The following is a 17,355-nucleotide window of genomic DNA, read 5'->3' on the forward strand; positions in this document are numbered from 1 at the left end:
CAAAGATGTTGCGTGAAGTTTGGCGCCATTGTCGCCCGAAAGCTGCCCTGTTAAATCGCTACCTGCGCTGACTTGTGGCGCAACGCCTTGGCTCATCAGAAATTTCTGTGGAGTTGTGACTATGGGATTTGCCGCTGGACAGAGCTGGACCTATCGGGCGCCGCAAGGTTTCGAGACGTCGCGGCTGCTGATCGGTGCGATCGCCTCGTTCGGGGGGCACCGGAAGATCGTGCTGGCGGCTGCGGTTCACGCGCCGAGCCGTCATGCGGACGGACATCTCGAAATGGTGACGATCCCCTTCCTGCCGATGACGGAAGCAGCCTTCCGCGCGAGCGTCATCGCGCTCGACGACGCGCCGGCGGATCTGCCCGAGGGCTTTGCAGAGAAGCTCGAGGAGTGGCGCAACGATCCCAAAGGGCTCGCGTCGTTCACGGTCGGTTTCGATGGATTTCTCGATCACCTGATCGCGGATCAGGCGGCGGACGTTGCGGGACTTTCGGCGGCTTAGTACCGCCGTTTCCTATCGCGATTTCAAAGCCGATCGCGCGAAATCTTGCGGCGCTACGTTAGGTATCCATCGCAACTTGTTTCGAAATAGAAGCAATTTATCGGTTGTTTAACCAAAGGATGTAATCGTTTCTCCTATATCCGTCCGATGGCGGAAGTAGGAGGAGTGTTATGCCGGCGTCGGCAAAATCTTATATTTTTCAAAGACTTTTTGGTTGGATCGTTCGAAAATTGCCGGCTTCCAAGGTTGCAAAGCCGGCCTCTGATCTTTCCTTTTTGCTGCCTTCGCTGTTCGTCGCACGCCCGGTGTTTCCGGCGCGCCCGACGGTCGATGCCTGGGCTTTTGCGGCTGTCAGCGGCTTGAGGCAGGGACTTTCGGCCCGCCTCACATCTGTGGCGGCTGAGACTGTTCCGAGATCGCGGAAGGGGCCGCGCCGCAAGGCGGCTCAGTCCGCTCAGAAGGCCATTCCCAAGAAAGCGCCGCGCGTTCTCAAGCGCTACAAGCAGGAGGCCTTGCCGTCGGCTGCTGCGGCTTTGCGGCGTCCGGTGATATCGCACCCGACTTCACGCGTGGGGAATATCGTGAGCTTGAATGCTGGCCTCAGGCGAATGCCGCGCGAGCTGCCCGTGCTCGCGTCGGAGCGTCTGGCGGCTTAACGTTTCGATAGCGAGCGCTCGCGTGTCTCGGGCGCTATCGTCTCGTGGTCAGCTCGCTTTGCGCAGGCGCTCGGGCCGCCAGCTTGCCGGAGCGAGCGCAATGTAGCCGAGCGCAAGCGTCGGTACGTTGGCATGGTCGAGCTCGGTCGGATCCTGGCTCCACCTGCGTGCGAGGCTCAGCACATGCTCTTCGGTGGGATAGAGAATGATCTCGCCGCCGGCATCGCCTTTGCGACCGCGCACGCCGCGAAAATCGAACAGCTTGAGGCCGAGGGCGCGCTCTTCCTTGGTCGTGCGGCCCTTGTTCCAAACGACGCCGGAATCGGTGATTGCGAAGGCCCGGACGATACGGCCTTCGAGAAGGCGCGCCCAGGCAAAGCAATCAATTGGCGGATAGGCGAAGAAGTACTGCACTTCGACGAAGCGGCGGCCGAGGCGCTGGAGGAGTGGCGTGCATTTGTCTGAAAAGGCGCGGCCAGCGGGCAAGGGGAGCGCCAGGCCGACGACGAACGTCCAGCCGTTCACCGGCGGAGAAACGAAGACATGGTCGTTGCCAAGCTGGTCGTCGTAGACGGAGCCGATCCCCGACTTCCAATTGCACGGCTCGGCGGCGAGCAAACCTAGTTCCTCAACGACGGCTTCCGTGTCGCGGGTGCGGACGGCGAGCCAGGCCATTCTGTAGCCGAAGCCTGCGGGGTGATCCGGGCTCTGCCCGTAGATCACACGGCCTTTAGCCATGCGCGGCGCAAGCGTGTGCGCCGCGACCGCGATCGTTAGGGCGACCATGATGGCAATCGTCAGAATCACGGCATCTGCTCAATTTCCCGCCTCCGAGCTTCTTAAATTGAGCGCGGGGCCATGATCAAGCGGCGGGCCGTAAGAGCTGGGGAAAATCGAGGGCAAGACCCCTGTGTATGCCGCGAAGCCGGTGTCAAACGAGGCCAGCTTGTCTTTCCTTCACCGACCGCGGGGTGGCCGGAAGTTCATCCAAGCTGGCCTCTTTTTCCGCCGCGAACCCGCAGGTCGGGCGTGGCGGTCGTAAGACGGACGCGCGATTACGAGGGCGACGCGCATCCCCCTCCTGTTCCTCTCGAACGAGCAACCTAAGCGTTGCTTCGTGCGGTTGCTCGCGCCCTGTTGCGGGAGAAGGGCGAGAGGATCAGTCCAAATGGGGCGACTTGGCGGGCAATCTAACGAGGGTGGGTGACAGCACGATGAACCGCGCGTAACGAGTACATGGCAGCATGTCAGCCGACGTTTGGCACAAAAAAACCGAGGCCAAGCAATGGCCTCGGTTCAAATCTGCAGCTCTCGAAGGCGATCCGTGAGCGAAGGCTCGTGTACTAGGGCAACGTGACCTTGGCCGAGAACACGAAGCGCTCGTCGGCGGTGCCATCAAGACCATCCTTGATGTCGGTGTCCCAGTAGCGGAAATCGAAGGTGAACTTCTCGACTGCGAGCACCAAACCGGCGTTCCAGTAGGAATACTTGTCGTCTCCGTCGATGGAGAAGCCTTCGCCGGCATCGCCGTAGAGCGTGCCGTAGGCGCCGGAGATCGAGGGCGAGAAGATGCCAACCTGCGGAAGCGCGTACGACGCGACGCTTTCGACCGTAAAGACTTCGCCAGTGTTGCCGGTGTATTCCGGCGACCAGTAGATGGTGGTTCCGCTGGTCAGACCCTTGATCCAGGGCGATACGATGCTGTAGCCGGCCTTGAGCTCGACGTAGTCGAGGTCGGCGTCGCTATCTCCGCCGGGATAGGCGTAGTAGATCACGCCGAGGTCGAAGGTGACCGGACCCCAGACCGGCTTGACGCCGGCGTAGAGGTCGATCTCGGCGCTGCCGCCGCCTGCGAAATCGATGTTCGAGCCCCAGATGCCGGCGTAGAGGATGCCGTATGAGAGATCCAACGAGCCCTGAGCGGCTGGGTTCTCGTCGGTCTGCGTGATGCCGCGGAAGACGTAGTCGCTGGTTCCGCCCAGCGTGACCGACCAGCCGAACTGGCGGCCTTCAGGCGCAGGCGCGTCCTTGACGCTTCCGCCGTAACCATCGGCCAATGCAGCTCCAGAGAGCGCGAGTAGGCCAAACCCCGTAACCAACGCACGCACTGACAGCTTCAACATCGACATAGTGATCCCCCAGCACACAACTGAAACGCCCGGCGAATGCAGGCCGAACTTTCAAATCATTCAACGACAAGAAAAGCGCACGATTGTTTACGGCACAATAACAAAGCGGGAGTTGCTACCGGTCTCCACACGCTTGTGTCCCGAGCGCAACGGAGTACGTGATGGCGCAAACGAAAACGGGACCCGCGAGGGTCCCGTTCCGTTTAGCTTTTGCTCGCTTGCCGGATTAGGGCAGCGTGATGCTGGCGGTGAAAACGAAGCGCTCGTCGGCGAGGCCGTTGTCGATCGTCGTATCCCAGTAGCGGAAGTCGAAGGTGAACTTCTCGACGCCGAGTGCCAAGCCTGCATTCCAGTAGGTGTAGTCGTCGTCGGCGCCCAGATAGAAGCCGTTGTTGGTGTCGGCTTCCTGGTAGCCCACGAGGCCGCTGATCGTCGGGGTGAAGATGCCCACCTGCGGAAGCGCATAAGCCACCGTGCCTTCGATAGCCCACTGCTCAGGTGAGTTCGCCTGGTCGGGGACCCACCAGAAGACCGGCTTGATGGTCAGGTCCTTGACCGGCGAATACGAGAAGCCAGCCTTCAACTCGTAATAGTCGAGGTCGCTAGGCTCATCGGCCCAGAAGTATGTGTAGTAGACGACGCCGAGATCGAATGTGACGGGGCCGAGCACCGGCTTGATGCCCGTGTAGAAGTCGATTTCGACGGGGTCGCCAGCCTGCTCATTCAGGATCGAGCCCCAAGCGCCGAAATACCAAATGCCGTAAGATCCATCGACCGAGGCCTGGAAAACCGGCTTCTCGTCAGACAGAGAGATACCGCGGAAGATGTAGTCGCTGGTGCCGGTTCCAGTGACCGACCATGCGAACTCGCGATCCTCTGCTGCGGCGACGCCCGTAAGAGCCAAAAGCGCGATGCCCGCTGCTCCGACCGTTTTCGTGAATGATGTTGTCATCGACATCGTACGTTTAACCCCCAAAGATCCCACACCTGAAGTCTTTGCGCCAAAACTCTGCGGGTCTGGAGCAGTTCGTTCTGAACGATGCTCGCGGGCCCAATAACCGGCACGACTTAGGCAAAGAAGACAGAAACCTCCGCTCAAGCACAAGCTTTATGAAGGTTTGGACCTGTTCTAGTCTGGGGAGTGTCGCATCTCAGCAACGTTGCGCGCCAAACGGCCACGTTTTGCATAAATTTGGTTCAATTGGTGGCCGGGAAATAGCAGATCGCGGGCGATGGCCTGCCTAACAATTGGCCTGGCACGGACTGTCGCGACTCAAATTGGTCGCGGCGAGGTGCAGATGCAGGCTTCGGGAAACGGAATCAAATTAGAAACTTAGATGGAGCGGCCTGGCGTGGGGAGCTCTCAGAATATGGCCCCTCGGCTTGGAGAGAAACGGGGCCAAACAAGGCCCCGTTTCCGAGTATCAGGCGTCGATCGAGTTGCCCCAGACTAGGGGAACGCAACCTTGGCGGTGAAGACGAAGCGCTCGTCGCTGATCTTGCTGTCCACGTCGGTATCCCAATAGCGGAAGTCGAACGTGAACTTGTCGTAGCCAAGGGCCAGACCGGCGTTCCAATAGCTGTAGTCCGAGGCATCGAAGTCGAGGTTGTCGACGTAGCCGTAGGTACCGCTGATGGTCGGAGTGAAGATCGAGACCTTCGGCAGCGCATAAGCGAGCGTGCCTTCATAGACCCAGTATTCGCCGAGATCGCCAGCAGCCTCGGGGCTCCAGTAGACGACAGCGTTGCCGCTCAACTTCGGCAGGATCTCGCCGCTCACACCAGCCTTGAGTTCGAACACTTCGGAATCGCCGTCAACCGGATCGGTTGCGCCGGGGTACGTGTAGTACAGGACGCCGAAGTCGAAAGTTGCCGGGCCGAGTGTCGGCTTGATGCCGGCGTAGTAGTCGATTTCGAGGTTGCCGCCGACGAAGTCTTCGTCGACCGACGAAGCCCAGAAACCAGCATAGACGATGCCGTAAGAGGCGTCGAAGCCAGCAGAGACGGCCGGATCGCTGTCCGACTGCGAGACGCCGCGGAACACGTAGTCCGAGGTGAGTGCTGCGTTGACCGACCAGCTGAACGTCCGACCTTCCGGCGCCGGGGTGATGTCGCTGGCGAGAGCCGGCGCTGCGAACGTGAGAAGCGCGATGCTCGCAGCTCCGATCGATTTCGTGAATGACATTGTCATTGTACCTTTAACCCCCAATTGAACCCACACCAAAGGAAAGCTCACTACGGCCCCACGCTTCCGATCGTGGTGGGCCATGCTGGTGAAACATGGCCCGGAATGAAGTGCCGCTCGGTTGGTGCAACCTGGGTGTCATAAAGCCCAAAATATCCCGATAAGGACAAGCGTTAATGCGGTGAGGTCATGTCCTCGGCTCGCTTGGTGTCGCATTGCAGCAACTTTTGGGGGTGGCTGGACACAACTTATACACAAAACGCCTGCCAGACGGGCATCCGACGTCGGAGTGATTCGCCAGAATGTCGCAGGTGTGCCTATGGGTTAGGCGAGATACCTGCCTGCTCTTGATGCATGCATTTCTCTATCTCGCATCGGCGAAAGAGACGTGGTCGGACGGTGTTCAGTTTTGAAAGGGTTTCAGCCGCTTCTGCACGTCCGCTTTCGCTCGTAACGGGGGCTCAATTCGGCTATGCGATGGGCCTTCTCGGCTTTTTGAGCGGATCGCGATCATGGCTTCCCAAACTGGTGCGGCGCCCACGGCTCTGATTACCGGAAGCGCCCGGCGGATCGGCCGCGCCATCGCGCTCGATCTCGCGCGGAACGGCTGGCAGGTTTGCGTTCATTACCGGCGTTCGGCAGGGGAGGCGGAGGCGCTTGTCGCGGAAATTCGGGCGGCTGGCGGCACAGGCGTCGCGATTGCCGGCGATCTGGCGTCGGAAGCCGATGCCGACGGGCTTATCCCGAAATGCATTGACGCGCTGGGGCCACCGGTTTGCCTGATCAACAACGCGTCGGAATTCCTCGTCGATACCGTGGCCTCGGTGACGCCCGAGACCTGGGACACGCATCTCGACATCAATCTCAAGGCGCCGGTGTTTCTCGCCAAGTCGCTGTTCCTGAACTTGCCGGAGGGAGCGGCCGGCAACGTCATCAACATCATCGATCAGCGGGTCTGGAAGCTCACGCCCGACTTCTTTTCCTATACGATTTCAAAGGCTGGTCTGTGGACGGCCACGCGCACACTGGCGCAGGCGCTTGCGCCGAGGGTCCGCGTCAACGCCATCGGGCCGGGGCCTGTCCTCAAGAGCATTCACCAGACCGACGCCGATTTCGCGCGTGAGTCGGAGTTGACACTTCTAAAGCGTGGGCCGACGCCGGAAGAGATCGCGGCGGCCGTGCGCTTCATCCTGGCCTCGCCGTCGCTCACTGGCCAAATGATCGCGCTCGACGGCGGGCAGCATCTCACTTGGTCTGAAGGGCAATAGGTCCGCGAGGCAGTCGGCCGCGGGCACGGGCCGGTCCGACGCATTATCCATGCCACAATTCTTCCCTTTGATCCCCCCACTCGCGCCCCAAACATGGGGCACCCGTAGGGCTCATCTGTAGCCCATCGATTCGCTCGTAAACCAGCTCTTAAGATTAAGGGCTTACGAACGATTGTTCGGATTGTTGGGCGCAGGATAGGCGCCGCGTAGAAAACTGGGGTGTCCCATGACCTGCCGATCTAGGTCCTTACGTTCCGGCGTAGTGGCGATTGCTTTCTTCGCTCTGCTTCCCGCCGCAGCCGGCGCTGCCGATCTTCCGGCCATCAAGGCGAGCGAAGCCAACCAAGTGGCCCAGTGCGCGACGCCGGGCCGTTTGATGAGCTATCTGCGCCAGCGCAATCCCAAGCTCAACCCACGGTACGAGACTGTCGCCAGCGAATACATGCGCCACGGCGAAGAGCTGCACGTGCGCTGGGACTATGCGTTCTTCCAGATGCTTCTCGAGACCGGATATCTCACCTACGGCGGTGACGTGAAGCCCGATCAGAACAATTTCGCGGGCCTCGGCGCAACCGGAGGCGGTGCGCGCGGCGAGAGCTTCAAGGACATTTCCACCGGCGCGCGTGCGCATCTCGAACATCTCGTGATGTATTCGGGCGAGCGCGTCGAGAACCCCGTCGCCGAGCGGACGCGTAACATCCAGGAGTGGGGCGTACTCACGTCCTGGCAGAAGGGCATCTCGGGGCCGATCACGTTCACTCAGCTCGCGAAAAAGTGGGCGCCGACCAGCCGGCGCTACGCCGTCGACATAACGGGTATCGCGGACCGCTTCTTCGAGGGGCCCTGCAAGGAGGAGGATCCGCAGCCCGAGCTGGTCGCGGAAATTCGCGGTACGCCAGTCAAGACCGCCTCGGCCGAGCAGCCAACGAAGACGCGCGGGCTCGGCGCGCAAAAGCGCGAGCCGGACGCTGCAAAGGCAGAGGACGCAAAGGCGGACGCTGGTGCGGAGCGTTCGGCGCCAGCAGCTGCTGCCAGCGAAGAAGACAAGCTTCCGACCAAGGGTGCGGCTGCGGTCGCAGCCACGCAGGAGACGAAAGCAGAGCCCCAGAAGGCCTCGACGAGCCCGCCGCTGAAGGTGCTCAATGCGAGTGCGTCCGAGGCGCTGGTCGCCGACGAGAAGTCGGTTCAGACTGACAAGGTGTTGTCGGCGAAAGCAGAAGCTCCGGCTTCCTCCAAGGCCGCCCCTGCCAAGACGACGGCTGCTGCGGCTTCCGATGCCGGCGGCGGCAAGGCGATCGAGGTCGCGGCGTTGCCGGGCGCGCTCAAGGAGGCCGGCAAGGTCGAGAAGACCGAGAAGGCGGAAAAATCCGAGAAAGCCCCCAAGGCGGACAAGAGCGAGAAAAAAGCTGCAGCCGCTTCAGGCGCCGGCAAGTGCCGGGTGTGGACCGCGAGCTACGGCGGTTCCAAGGCGATCATCATCAAGGCCGTCCAGGACAAGACCGTGAACTACACGGTGCTCGACGTGAACGACGGATCGGAGAAGCGCGAGGCCGATGCCTACATCAACGCCTATGCCAAGGGCGGGCAGTCGGTCGGTGAATTCTCGAGCCAATCGCAGGCCCTGGAAAAAGCGTTCGAGCTCTGCCCCGAGGGTTGAGCCCCGGATGACGGGATAGCGGTTGGCGTTTTCGGTGGGGTTCCATGATCACAGTCGGTTGGGGTCAGATGTCGATGACGCGTTCGCGCTCGATGGTGCTTGGGCTGGCTCTGGTCGCGGGGCTAGGGGCGAGTGCGGCCGGCGCTAGCCCGAATCTCCCGGAAATCCGGACCTCGCGCCAGAACATCGTGCCGGCGTGTGTGACACCCGAACGCCTGATGGCGTTCCTGCAACGGCGTAACGGCAACCTTTCACCGCGTTTCAGGGACATCGCCAGCCACTACAAGCGTCATGGCGAGGCGTGGGGCGTGCGCTGGGACTACGCCTTCTTCCAGATGGCGATCGAAACGAATTTTCTTACCTATCGCGCACCGAGCGGGCGGATGGGGGATGTTGATCCCAAGCAGAACAATTTCGCCGGTATCGGAACGACCGGCGGCGGCGTGCCGGGAGACAGCTTTCCGGACGTGAGCACGGGCGTGTTGGGGCAGATCCAGCATCTCGTCGTCTATTCGGGCGAGATGATCCCGAAACCTGTCGCGCCCCGCACACAGCTCAAGCAGGAGCACATTCTCGAAAAGTCGCGTGAGCTGAAGCGGCCGGTCCGCTTCTCCGATCTTGCGCGGCGCTGGGCGGCCGATCCCAAGTATGCTGGCTCGATCGAGTGGGTCGCGCAGCAATTCCGGACACAGTACTGCCCGGCCAATGGCCGACCTCAGCAGATGGCGCCGCAGGAGATCGAGGTGTTGCCGTGGCAGGATAAGCCACCTGCACATGCCAAGGGACGCGATCGGGCATCGCTTCCGGCGCCGCCGGCGCAGGATGCGGCTTCTCCGGTGCGTACGGTGTGGAGCCGCGATCAGAAGGGCGCTCCCGAAGCCACGGCGAAGACGGCGAAGGCACCGGACGTCAAGCAGCCACCTGCGAAGAAGAGCACGGTTTCCATCGCCAAGGTGCAGCCGGTCCAACGTGTCCAGCCTGTCGCGGTCGCTGCTGCAGCGGGGCCGGTGCAGGATGCACGTGCGGCGCGTGCGCCGACGGGAGCTGTCGTTGAAGGCGCGCCTGGCGAACCCGTCGCAACGCTTCCTGCGCGCGATAGTACCGAGGGCAACGTGACCGTCGATCAGCCGTCCGGTGAGCCGGAATCGTCGTTTGCGCTGTTCACGCCGCCAGCGGCGTTGGCGTCGGCAACTTTACCCTCGGCTTCGCCGCGCACGGTCGCGACGCGCCAGGCCGATGCGCATCAGACGCAGGGCGGACAAGTTCCGAGTGATCAAGCTGCGGCAAGCAACGATCAAGGTTCGGCCGAGATAGGTCGCGAGCTGGCCGGTCCTCCGGCGCCGCCTGCTACTTCTGTCGCTGCGTCAACGGCGATGGGCCCACCCGTCGCGGCGCTGACATCCGACAGGCCGGCCGCGCCGCCTGCCGAGACGGAAGCGCCGGGGCCGCTCGCATCGCTGCTCGGCGGAGGAAACGGTGCGGCTTCTAAACCAGCTTTCGATCCGCCTTCGGGGCTCGGCGTGAAGCCCGGCCGATGCGTCGTCGAAACCGCGCGCTACGGCGGCGACACCACTGTGCTCGTCAAAGCTCAGCAGGGCGCAAAGGTGCATTACATCGCGCTGTCGGTGATCGACGGCTTCGAGGACAGCATGACGAAAAGCTTCCTCTCGTCTCGCGGTGAAGGAGGCGAGGTGCTCGGAACCTTCCCCAGCCGGGATCAGGCGTTGGCACAGGCGAAGACGCTCTGCCCGGGCTGATGCTTTAGGGCTCCGGCGCAAAGTACTTGAGGGCGGCGGACGAGATGGCGCCGCCGACGACGCACGGAATTCCGGCTACGACCAGTCCTCCGGCAGCGGCGCCGACACAGCCGAGTGCCAGCGCGGTCTGTCCAACCTGACCCCACCAGGCGTAGTTGCGTGATTTCTCGGAGCCCTTGGCCTTCAGCTCGTCGATGGACGCGAGCGCTTCCTTGCGGATTTTTCCGATTTCGAACGTTTCGGCCGCCTCGATGACCTCCCGCAAAGGCTTCCGCACCACGGTGGGCTGGCGGTTCATTTCCTCGTTCAGGATATCGAGCAGTTCCTTCTCGCGCGAGGCGTTGGTGGCGAGCGTCCATTTGGCCATGGAGCCGATCGTCAGCTTTTCGACGTTGTTCTTGTCGACGGACAGGGCGAGGGCGCCGACGATGCGCTCGATCGGCTCCCGGTAGCCGGTGGCATAATAGTAGCCCCACAGCGCGTCGAGCACGTAAGCCCCGTCGTCGATCGGCATATCCGATAGGGGTTTGCCGTCGCCGTAGAGATATTTCCGCAGCAACACCATGCGAGCCGGCATGCGCTCTACGAACTTCTGCAGCAGATGCTTCCAGTCCGGCAGGCCGGAATAGGCGATGGCGCGGATCAGCACGACCTGATCCTCGGGCGACATCGGGAACATGCGCGAGATCAGGCGCTCGGCGCGCTCGGGGTTCGATCCGATCACGCCGCCGACGAAGCCGATGTAAACACCCGCGGAATCGAGATCGCGGAAGATGCCGAGGTCGCCCATCGCATGAAAGATCTCGGGCAGCCGGTTGGGCTCGGGATCCTTGCGGTAGTCGTTGATCCATTTCAGGATCTGCTCGGACTTCTTGAACTCCTGCTCAGGCGGGTCCTTGGCCAGGGCTGGGGACAGCCAGGCCGGAGAGAGGGCGATCGCCGCCAGCAGCGCGAGGGTGGTCGATATTCGCATGGGCCGTCACCTCCGGACGCGCCGGGCCTTTGTTTTTGCGGAGTAGAGGCAGATTTACCGATCACAAGGCCTGGATATCCGGGGCGATTTTGTGGCGGCCAGCCGTGAGGGTGACCCTACACCGCGTTTTGCCTGCTTTGCGGACGCACGACTTGGCTTGACGGGGCGGCTTTCGCCGCCAATGTTCCGGGCATGCCCACAAGCAACGAAAATGCCCAGGACGGACTTGCCCCGCCCCTGCCGCCCGAGCCGTCGGAACGCGGTGAAAAGCCGGTTGCGACCGGGCCCGACGTCATCGCGTCCTATCTCAAGACGCTGACCACCGGGCCTGGCGTTTACCGCATGCTCGATGTGGCGGGTGAGGTCGTCTACGTCGGCAAGGCGCGTAATCTCCGCGCACGCGTTTCGAACTATACGCGACTTGCCGGGCTGCCGAACCGTACCTTGCGGATGATCCAGTCCACCGCGTCGATGGAGTTCGTCACGGTTCGGACCGAGGCGGAAGCGCTGCTGCTAGAAGCGAACCTGATCAAGCGCTTCCGCCCGCGTTTCAACGTCACGCTGCGCGACGACAAGTCGTTTCCCTACATCCTGATCCGCCGCGATCAGGGTGCGCCACAGATCCTGAAACACCGGGGCGCGCGGACGATCAAGGGCGAGTATTTCGGCCCGTTTGCGTCGGCTGGCGCCGTCAACCGCACCATCAACATGCTGGAGCGCGCGTTTCTCTTGCGCTCGTGCTCGGATAGCGTGTTCGAAAGCCGCACGCGGCCGTGCCTGCTCTATCAGATCAAGCGATGCTCCGGCCCTTGCACCGGTGAAATCGGACTCGAAGACTACGGCGCGCTGGTCGAAGAGGCGCTGCGTTTCCTGAAGGGCGAGAGCCAGTCGGTGCGGGAAATGTACCAGCGGCTGATGCAGGAGGCGTCCGACAATCTCGAATTCGAGCGGGCCGCGAAGCTGCGTAATCGCCTTTGGGCACTGGCGCACGTCACGGCCGAGCAGGCGATCAATCCCGAGGGCGTCGAGGAAGCGGACGTGTTCGCGGCGTTCCAGGAAGGCGGACAGACCTGCATCCAGGTGTTCTTCTTCCGGGTCGGCCAGAACTGGGGAAACCGCGCCTACTATCCGAAGGCCGATCGCACGCTTTCGGTCGAAGAGGTGCTCGATAGCTTCGTTGCGCAGTTCTACGACGACAAGCCGGTGCCGCGGCTCATTCTGCTATCGCACGAGATCGCCAATCACGAGCTTCTGGCCGAAGCGCTCTCGATCAAGGCGGACCGGCGGGTCGAGATCCGCGTGCCGCAGCGGGGCGTCAAATCTGGGCTCGTAGACCATGCGCTGACCAACGCGCGGGAAGCCCTGGGGCGAAAGCTCGCGGAGGGATCGTCGCAACGCACGTTGCTGGCGGCGCTCGGCGAGCGGTTCGAACTCAAGCGTGCGCCGCGCCGCGTCGAGGTGTTCGACAACAGCCACCTCATGGGCACCAATGCAGTCGGCGGGATGATCGTCGCGGGCCCGGATGGGTTCGCGAAAGGCGCTTATCGCAAATTCAACATCCGTTCGGATACGCTGACGCCGGGCGACGACTACGGCATGATGCGGGAAGTGCTGACCCGGCGGTTCCGGCGGCTCGCGGAAGCCGAGGCGGAGGCCCCCGCGGATCAGGCGTCGGATGCCCTGTGGAACCAAGTTGCGGCGGAACAGGCGCCGCCGAGCGAAGATGCCGGCCCAGACGAGGCCGAAGCCGATGTGTTTCCCGACGATGTGTTTCCGGATCGGCCGGATCTGGTGCTCGTCGATGGTGGCGCCGGGCAACTCACGGTGGCGGTGGAGGTGCTGGCGGAACTCGGCCTCTCGGACATCAAGGTTATCGGCATCGCCAAGGGGCCGGATCGCGACGCGGGCCGCGAGCATTTCCATGTGCCGGGGCGCGGGGCGCCGTTCATGCTCGAACCGCGCGATCCGGTGCTCTATTTCGTGCAGCGGCTCCGGGACGAGGCGCACCGGTTCGCGATCGGTACACACCGGGCTAAACGCACGAAGGCGCTCGGCGCCAATCCGCTCGACGAAATTCCCGGGATCGGACCGACGCGGAAGCGCGCCCTGCTCAAACATTTCGGATCGGCGAAGGCGGTTTCGCGGGCCGGCGTCGAAGATCTCACGACCGTTGGCGGGATCTCCGAGGAGATGGCCAAGAAGATCTACGATTTCTTCCACGAGCGGAAGGTTTGACGGCGGATGTTCCGAGGGCTCGGCTGGCGACGGCCGCCCAAAAAGGAAAGAGCGGAGCGAGAGCTATTCGCTCCTGCTCCGCTCCAATGGCGCCCTGATCCCGGATACGCGGCTACATTCGAGGCGCTGACGACCGGCAGTCGACGACGAGATACATAAGTCGGCTGCTTGACGTTCCTGCGACAACAACGGAACCGGCCGAGGTTTGTTCCGGCGCGATCGGAGTTGCCTGTGGATAAGCCATAATGGGCAGGATAGCTCCGAGGGTTCAAGCGATTTCCTCAAGTCCGTCTGAGCCGCGCTTCGGAACCCCATTGACTGGCGTACGCGCGAATGGTGTTAGCTAGGCGCCATGGACCCGCCCATCTCGACCCGGCCACATGCGACGAGCCTCCCGAACGTGCTGACCTACGCACGGATCGCAGCCGTGCCCGCATTGGTGGCCTGTCTCCTGTTCATCGAGGGCGAGGCCGGCCGTTGGGCCGCCTTCTGGCTGTTCGTCGTGGCCGCCATCACCGACTGGCTCGACGGCTATCTCGCGCGCCGGCTGGCGCAGCAGTCGACGCTCGGCCGGATGCTCGATCCGATCGCCGACAAGCTGATCGTCGGAGCGGCGCTGATCATGCTGGTGCACGACCGGACCATCGACGGGATGTCGATCTGGGCGGCGGTCGTCATTCTGTGCCGCGAGATCCTGGTATCGGGCTTGCGCGAATTCCTGGCCGAACTGAATGTGAAGGTGCACGTGACTGCGCTCGCCAAATGGAAAACGGCTGTGCAGATGGTGGCGCTCGCGTTTTTGCTTGCGGGCCCGGCCGGCGACCAGATCGTGCCCGGCATCTCGACAGCCGGCATCCTGCTGTTGTGGCTAGCGGCGGTTCTTACACTCTGGACCGGCTATGACTATCTGAAGGCTGGCATTCGTCACGCCATGGAAGGATAGACCTCTTGTCGATTGCAGAGACCAGCGAAGCCCGTTCGGCGGGCGTTTCCAACAGCCAACGGCTGACGGTGCGGTATTTCGCGTGGGTCCGCGAGAAGGTCGGGCGGGCGGAAGACGTGCTCGACCTGCCGGCCGAGGTGACGACGGTCGGCGAGCTGGTGGCCTGGCTCACGACGCAGGGGCCGGAATATGCGCGCGCGTTCGAGCGTGCCAGCGTGGTTCGGGCCGCACTCGACCAGGTTCATGTCAAACCCGCGCATTCGCTCAAGGGCGCCCGCGAGATTGCTTTCTTTCCGCCTGTGACCGGCGGCTGAGAGGAGGGCACGCATGGCGGTGCGGGTCCAGCGCGAGGAATTCGATGCGGCCGCGGAGGTCCGCACGCTGGTCGACGGGCGCACCGATGTCGGCGGAGCCGTCACGTTCACCGGTTTCGTGCGCGGGGAAGCCCAGGGCAAGCAGCTTCTGACGCTGACGCTCGAGCATTATCCCGGGATGACGGAAATGGAGCTGCAGCGGATCGAAGACGAAGCCCGCGCCCGGTTCGAGCTTACCGCGTCTCTCATCGTGCATCGTTTCGGGGAGTTGAAGCCGGGCGATCCGATCGTGCTGGTCGCGACCGCGTCGGCCCATCGGGCGGCGGCGTTCCAGGCGGCCGAATTCCTGATGGACTATCTCAAGTCCCGGGCGCCGTTCTGGAAGAAGGAATCTTTCGCCGACGGCAGCGAGAGCTGGGTCGATGCACACGCGTCGGATTGTGACGCACTTGGGCGTTGGGACGGCCCTGGGTTAACTCAAAAGTAACCATAACCGTCATCCTAAATAAATTACATTTCCTGTTGATAACACTTGGAAAACCGATACTCTGTGTTCGGTCCATGGTGAACGGTTAGTAACTCCTTAACCTTTATCGATCCATAACAATGCCTGATGGTGTCCCGGAAAACGCCATTATTTACGATTACTTACTGACTGTCCCGCCAATGGACCGTGTTGCGTAGACGGGGGTCACACAACGATGAAGACTGTTTTTTCGTGGCGCTTTGCGCCGCAGCAACTTTGTGCGCTCGTCGCACTAACATTTCCGCTCGCGGCTTCCGCAGCGGAAGGACAAGCTGCGTCGACTACGAAGCCCGCGCCTCAAGCACAGAAGCTCGCCAATAAGGTCGAGACCACGGGGTCGCTCGGCACGGCCGCCACGGTCAAGTTGCCGGAAGCTTCCGCACCCGAAGCGACGCTGGGCGGAGACGCCACCCACACCCGCTTCCTGATCGGGCTGCCCAAGCAGGTCGAATTCCAGGTCTTCTCGCTCTCCAATCCCAATCGCGTCATCGTCGACGTTTCGGAAAAGGTTCTTCGGCTTCCCCCGCAGCCGGAAGAGAACATCGCCGTCGGTCTGGTGAAATCGTTCCGCGCCGGTGGATCAGGTCCCGGCAAGTCGCGCGTCGTGATCGAGGTCACGCGGCCGGTGGTCGTCGAAAGCGCCATCATCGAAGCAGCAGCGGATGGCAAGGGTCATCGTCTGGCGCTCGACATCGTGCCGGTGAACGCCGCCAAGAACACCGAAAAGAAGCCGCTCAAACTGCAGCCGTTCTCGCTCGGTGCCGTCGATGTGCAGCCTCCGCTTCCGACGCCCGCGATACGACCGGACGAAAGGGCGGCGCGGTCGTTCAAGCCGATCATCGTCATCGACCCCGGCCACGGGGGTCACGACTCTGGTGCCATGAAGAACGGTGCGGTCGAGAAGGACGTGGTGCTGGCGTTCAGCTTGATGCTCAAGGACAAGCTCGAGAAGACCGGGCGCTACAAAGTGATGATGACGCGCGACAAGGACGTGTTCGTCGAACTCGACAAGCGCGTCGATTACGCCGAGGAGCAGAAGGCGAACCTGTTCATCGCCGTCCACGCCGACTATGCGGGCGGAAACTCCAAGGCGCGCGGTGCGACCATCTATTCGCTACGTGAATCGGTCGCCAACGCGCTTCAGCGGTCGGCGAAGGGCGAGGTTTCGAGCGCGGTGTTGAGCAAGACCGAGGTCGAAAAGATGAAGCTCGCCAGCATCGACAACGATCTCTCGGCGGTCAAAAACATTCTCGCCGATCTCGCAGGGCGCGAAGTCGAGGCGACGCAGGAGCGGACCAGCGTGTTCACGCGCTCCGTCATCGAATACATGGGCGCGAGCACCGAACTGCGCGCCAAGCCCGATCAGCAGGCCGCTTTCCGGGTTCTCAAGACCGCTCAGTTTCCGTCGGTCCTGATCGAGCTCGCCTATGTCACCAACAAAGAGGACGCGCAGCTGCTTCGTTCCGATACTTGGCGCGACAAGGTTTCGGATTCGATCCTGACCGCGGTCGAAAACTATTTCGGAAATCAGATTGCGCGCCTGCCGATGTAAGGGCGCGCGTAAGAGGTTTGGGAGCGCTGATAACAAGAAGGCCGGTCCGCAAGGACCGGCCTTTAGTTTTGTAGCCGGCTTCCAGGTCGCACACCCTGCCGGCAAAGCTCAGTTAAGTTCTACTTGGAGGATGCGGAGGTTTAAGGCGCCACAGGAGTACATATTTCCATTCGAGATCGTGCCGAAGCTCATGGGTATGAGCGGCGCTCCTTGGTCGGGAGGCGTCGGTGGACCACTGACGAAGGTGCTTCAGCATAGTGCACTCCATCTTCGAGTTGGTGCCGTGAACCCGCTCCGATCAATTTGACCAATTCCAGCCGCGACACACCTCTCCCTTCGCCAGGGTTGGCAAAGCGAGACGACGACGATGCTGAAGAAGGCGGAGCGGACACGGCGGTCCTGGACGGGCTTATGGAATGGCGCGATGCGTGCCCGCGGAACGCTCCCTCTGGCAGCGCCGTCCCGGGCTGCCACGCGTTCCGCTGGACTCTCAGACCAGCTGATCGGTCATTTCGGCTCAGAGATCTCAAGGACACCTGTCCAAAAAACTCTGACGCATGCACCAGTAGCAGATGCAAAACGTGGACGAGCCACGTTCGCAGCCGGCGAGGCAAATCTCTTCCCCCACGAGAGGAAGACTAAGCGATTCGAA

Annotated in this window: 15 protein-coding genes; 10 read left to right on the forward strand and 5 right to left on the reverse strand. The window is 62.3% G+C overall.

What is annotated here, in order from left to right; genetic code table 11:
• Positions 1–121: 121 nt before the first annotated feature.
• Positions 122–508: a hypothetical protein gene (locus RCO24_RS11920; protein WP_308962282.1), complete on the forward strand. Its 387-nt coding sequence runs from the start codon at positions 122–124 to the stop codon at positions 506–508.
• A gap of 230 nt (positions 509–738) precedes the next feature.
• Positions 739–1,164: a hypothetical protein gene (locus tag RCO24_RS11925; RefSeq protein WP_308962283.1), complete on the forward strand. Its 426-nt coding sequence runs from the start codon at positions 739–741 to the stop codon at positions 1,162–1,164.
• A gap of 48 nt (positions 1,165–1,212) precedes the next feature.
• Here RCO24_RS11925 and RCO24_RS11930 read toward each other — a convergent pair whose 3' ends face one another.
• The 4 genes from RCO24_RS11930 to RCO24_RS11945 all read right to left on the reverse strand — a co-directional run bounded on the left by RCO24_RS11930 (position 1,213) and on the right by RCO24_RS11945 (position 5,478).
• On the reverse strand, positions 1,213–1,971 hold the full coding sequence (locus RCO24_RS11930; RefSeq protein WP_308962284.1) for a hypothetical protein: 759 nt from the start codon (positions 1,969–1,971) through the stop codon (positions 1,213–1,215).
• Between the two features lie 536 nt (positions 1,972–2,507).
• Positions 2,508–3,287 (reverse strand): TorF family putative porin, encoded by a 780-nt coding sequence (locus RCO24_RS11935; RefSeq protein ID WP_308962285.1) that lies wholly within the window; start codon positions 3,285–3,287, stop codon positions 2,508–2,510.
• Between the two features lie 232 nt (positions 3,288–3,519).
• Positions 3,520–4,245: a TorF family putative porin gene (locus RCO24_RS11940; RefSeq protein ID WP_308962287.1), complete on the reverse strand. Its 726-nt coding sequence runs from the start codon at positions 4,243–4,245 to the stop codon at positions 3,520–3,522.
• Between the two features lie 498 nt (positions 4,246–4,743).
• Positions 4,744–5,478, reverse strand: a complete 735-nt coding sequence (locus tag RCO24_RS11945; RefSeq protein ID WP_308962289.1) for a TorF family putative porin — start codon at positions 5,476–5,478, stop codon at positions 4,744–4,746.
• A gap of 512 nt (positions 5,479–5,990) precedes the next feature.
• Between RCO24_RS11945 and RCO24_RS11950 the strand changes: the two genes are divergently transcribed.
• From RCO24_RS11950 to RCO24_RS11960, 3 genes are all read left to right on the forward strand, one after another.
• On the forward strand, positions 5,991–6,746 hold the full coding sequence (locus RCO24_RS11950; protein ID WP_308962291.1) for an SDR family oxidoreductase: 756 nt from the start codon (positions 5,991–5,993) through the stop codon (positions 6,744–6,746).
• 262 nt (positions 6,747–7,008) lie between these two features.
• Positions 7,009–8,403, forward strand: coding sequence for a glucosaminidase domain-containing protein (locus RCO24_RS11955; protein WP_308962293.1), 1,395 nt, complete (start codon positions 7,009–7,011; stop codon positions 8,401–8,403).
• 44 nt (positions 8,404–8,447) lie between these two features.
• Positions 8,448–10,160 carry a glucosaminidase domain-containing protein gene (locus RCO24_RS11960; protein ID WP_308962294.1) on the forward strand — a complete coding sequence of 571 codons (1,713 nt, stop codon included), beginning with the start codon at positions 8,448–8,450 and terminating at the stop codon, positions 10,158–10,160.
• 4 nt (positions 10,161–10,164) lie between these two features.
• Here RCO24_RS11960 and RCO24_RS11965 read toward each other — a convergent pair whose 3' ends face one another.
• A complete protein-coding gene (locus RCO24_RS11965; protein WP_308962296.1) occupies positions 10,165–11,133 on the reverse strand; it encodes a hypothetical protein in 969 nt (322 codons plus the stop codon).
• A gap of 192 nt (positions 11,134–11,325) precedes the next feature.
• Between RCO24_RS11965 and uvrC the strand changes: the two genes are divergently transcribed.
• The 5 genes from uvrC to RCO24_RS11990 all read left to right on the forward strand — a co-directional run bounded on the left by uvrC (position 11,326) and on the right by RCO24_RS11990 (position 16,703).
• Positions 11,326–13,368 carry an excinuclease ABC subunit UvrC gene (uvrC, locus tag RCO24_RS11970; RefSeq protein ID WP_308962297.1) on the forward strand — a complete coding sequence of 681 codons (2,043 nt, stop codon included), beginning with the start codon at positions 11,326–11,328 and terminating at the stop codon, positions 13,366–13,368.
• A 352-nt stretch (positions 13,369–13,720) separates the two neighbouring features.
• Positions 13,721–14,311, forward strand: a complete 591-nt coding sequence (gene pgsA / locus RCO24_RS11975) for a CDP-diacylglycerol--glycerol-3-phosphate 3-phosphatidyltransferase (protein ID WP_308962299.1) — start codon at positions 13,721–13,723, stop codon at positions 14,309–14,311.
• A gap of 62 nt (positions 14,312–14,373) precedes the next feature.
• Complete coding sequence (gene moaD, locus RCO24_RS11980; protein WP_308962437.1) at positions 14,374–14,625, forward strand: molybdopterin converting factor subunit 1; 252 nt, start codon at positions 14,374–14,376, stop codon at positions 14,623–14,625.
• Positions 14,626–14,638: 13 nt separating this feature from the next.
• Positions 14,639–15,112 (forward strand): molybdenum cofactor biosynthesis protein MoaE, encoded by a 474-nt coding sequence (locus RCO24_RS11985; protein WP_308962301.1) that lies wholly within the window; start codon positions 14,639–14,641, stop codon positions 15,110–15,112.
• 214 nt (positions 15,113–15,326) lie between these two features.
• On the forward strand, positions 15,327–16,703 hold the full coding sequence (locus tag RCO24_RS11990; RefSeq protein WP_308962303.1) for an N-acetylmuramoyl-L-alanine amidase: 1,377 nt from the start codon (positions 15,327–15,329) through the stop codon (positions 16,701–16,703).
• Positions 16,704–17,355: the final 652 nt, after the last annotated feature.

Source organism: Hyphomicrobium sp. LHD-15, from assembly GCF_031157355.1.
Taxonomy (GTDB): Bacteria; Pseudomonadota; Alphaproteobacteria; order Rhizobiales; family Hyphomicrobiaceae; genus Hyphomicrobium_C.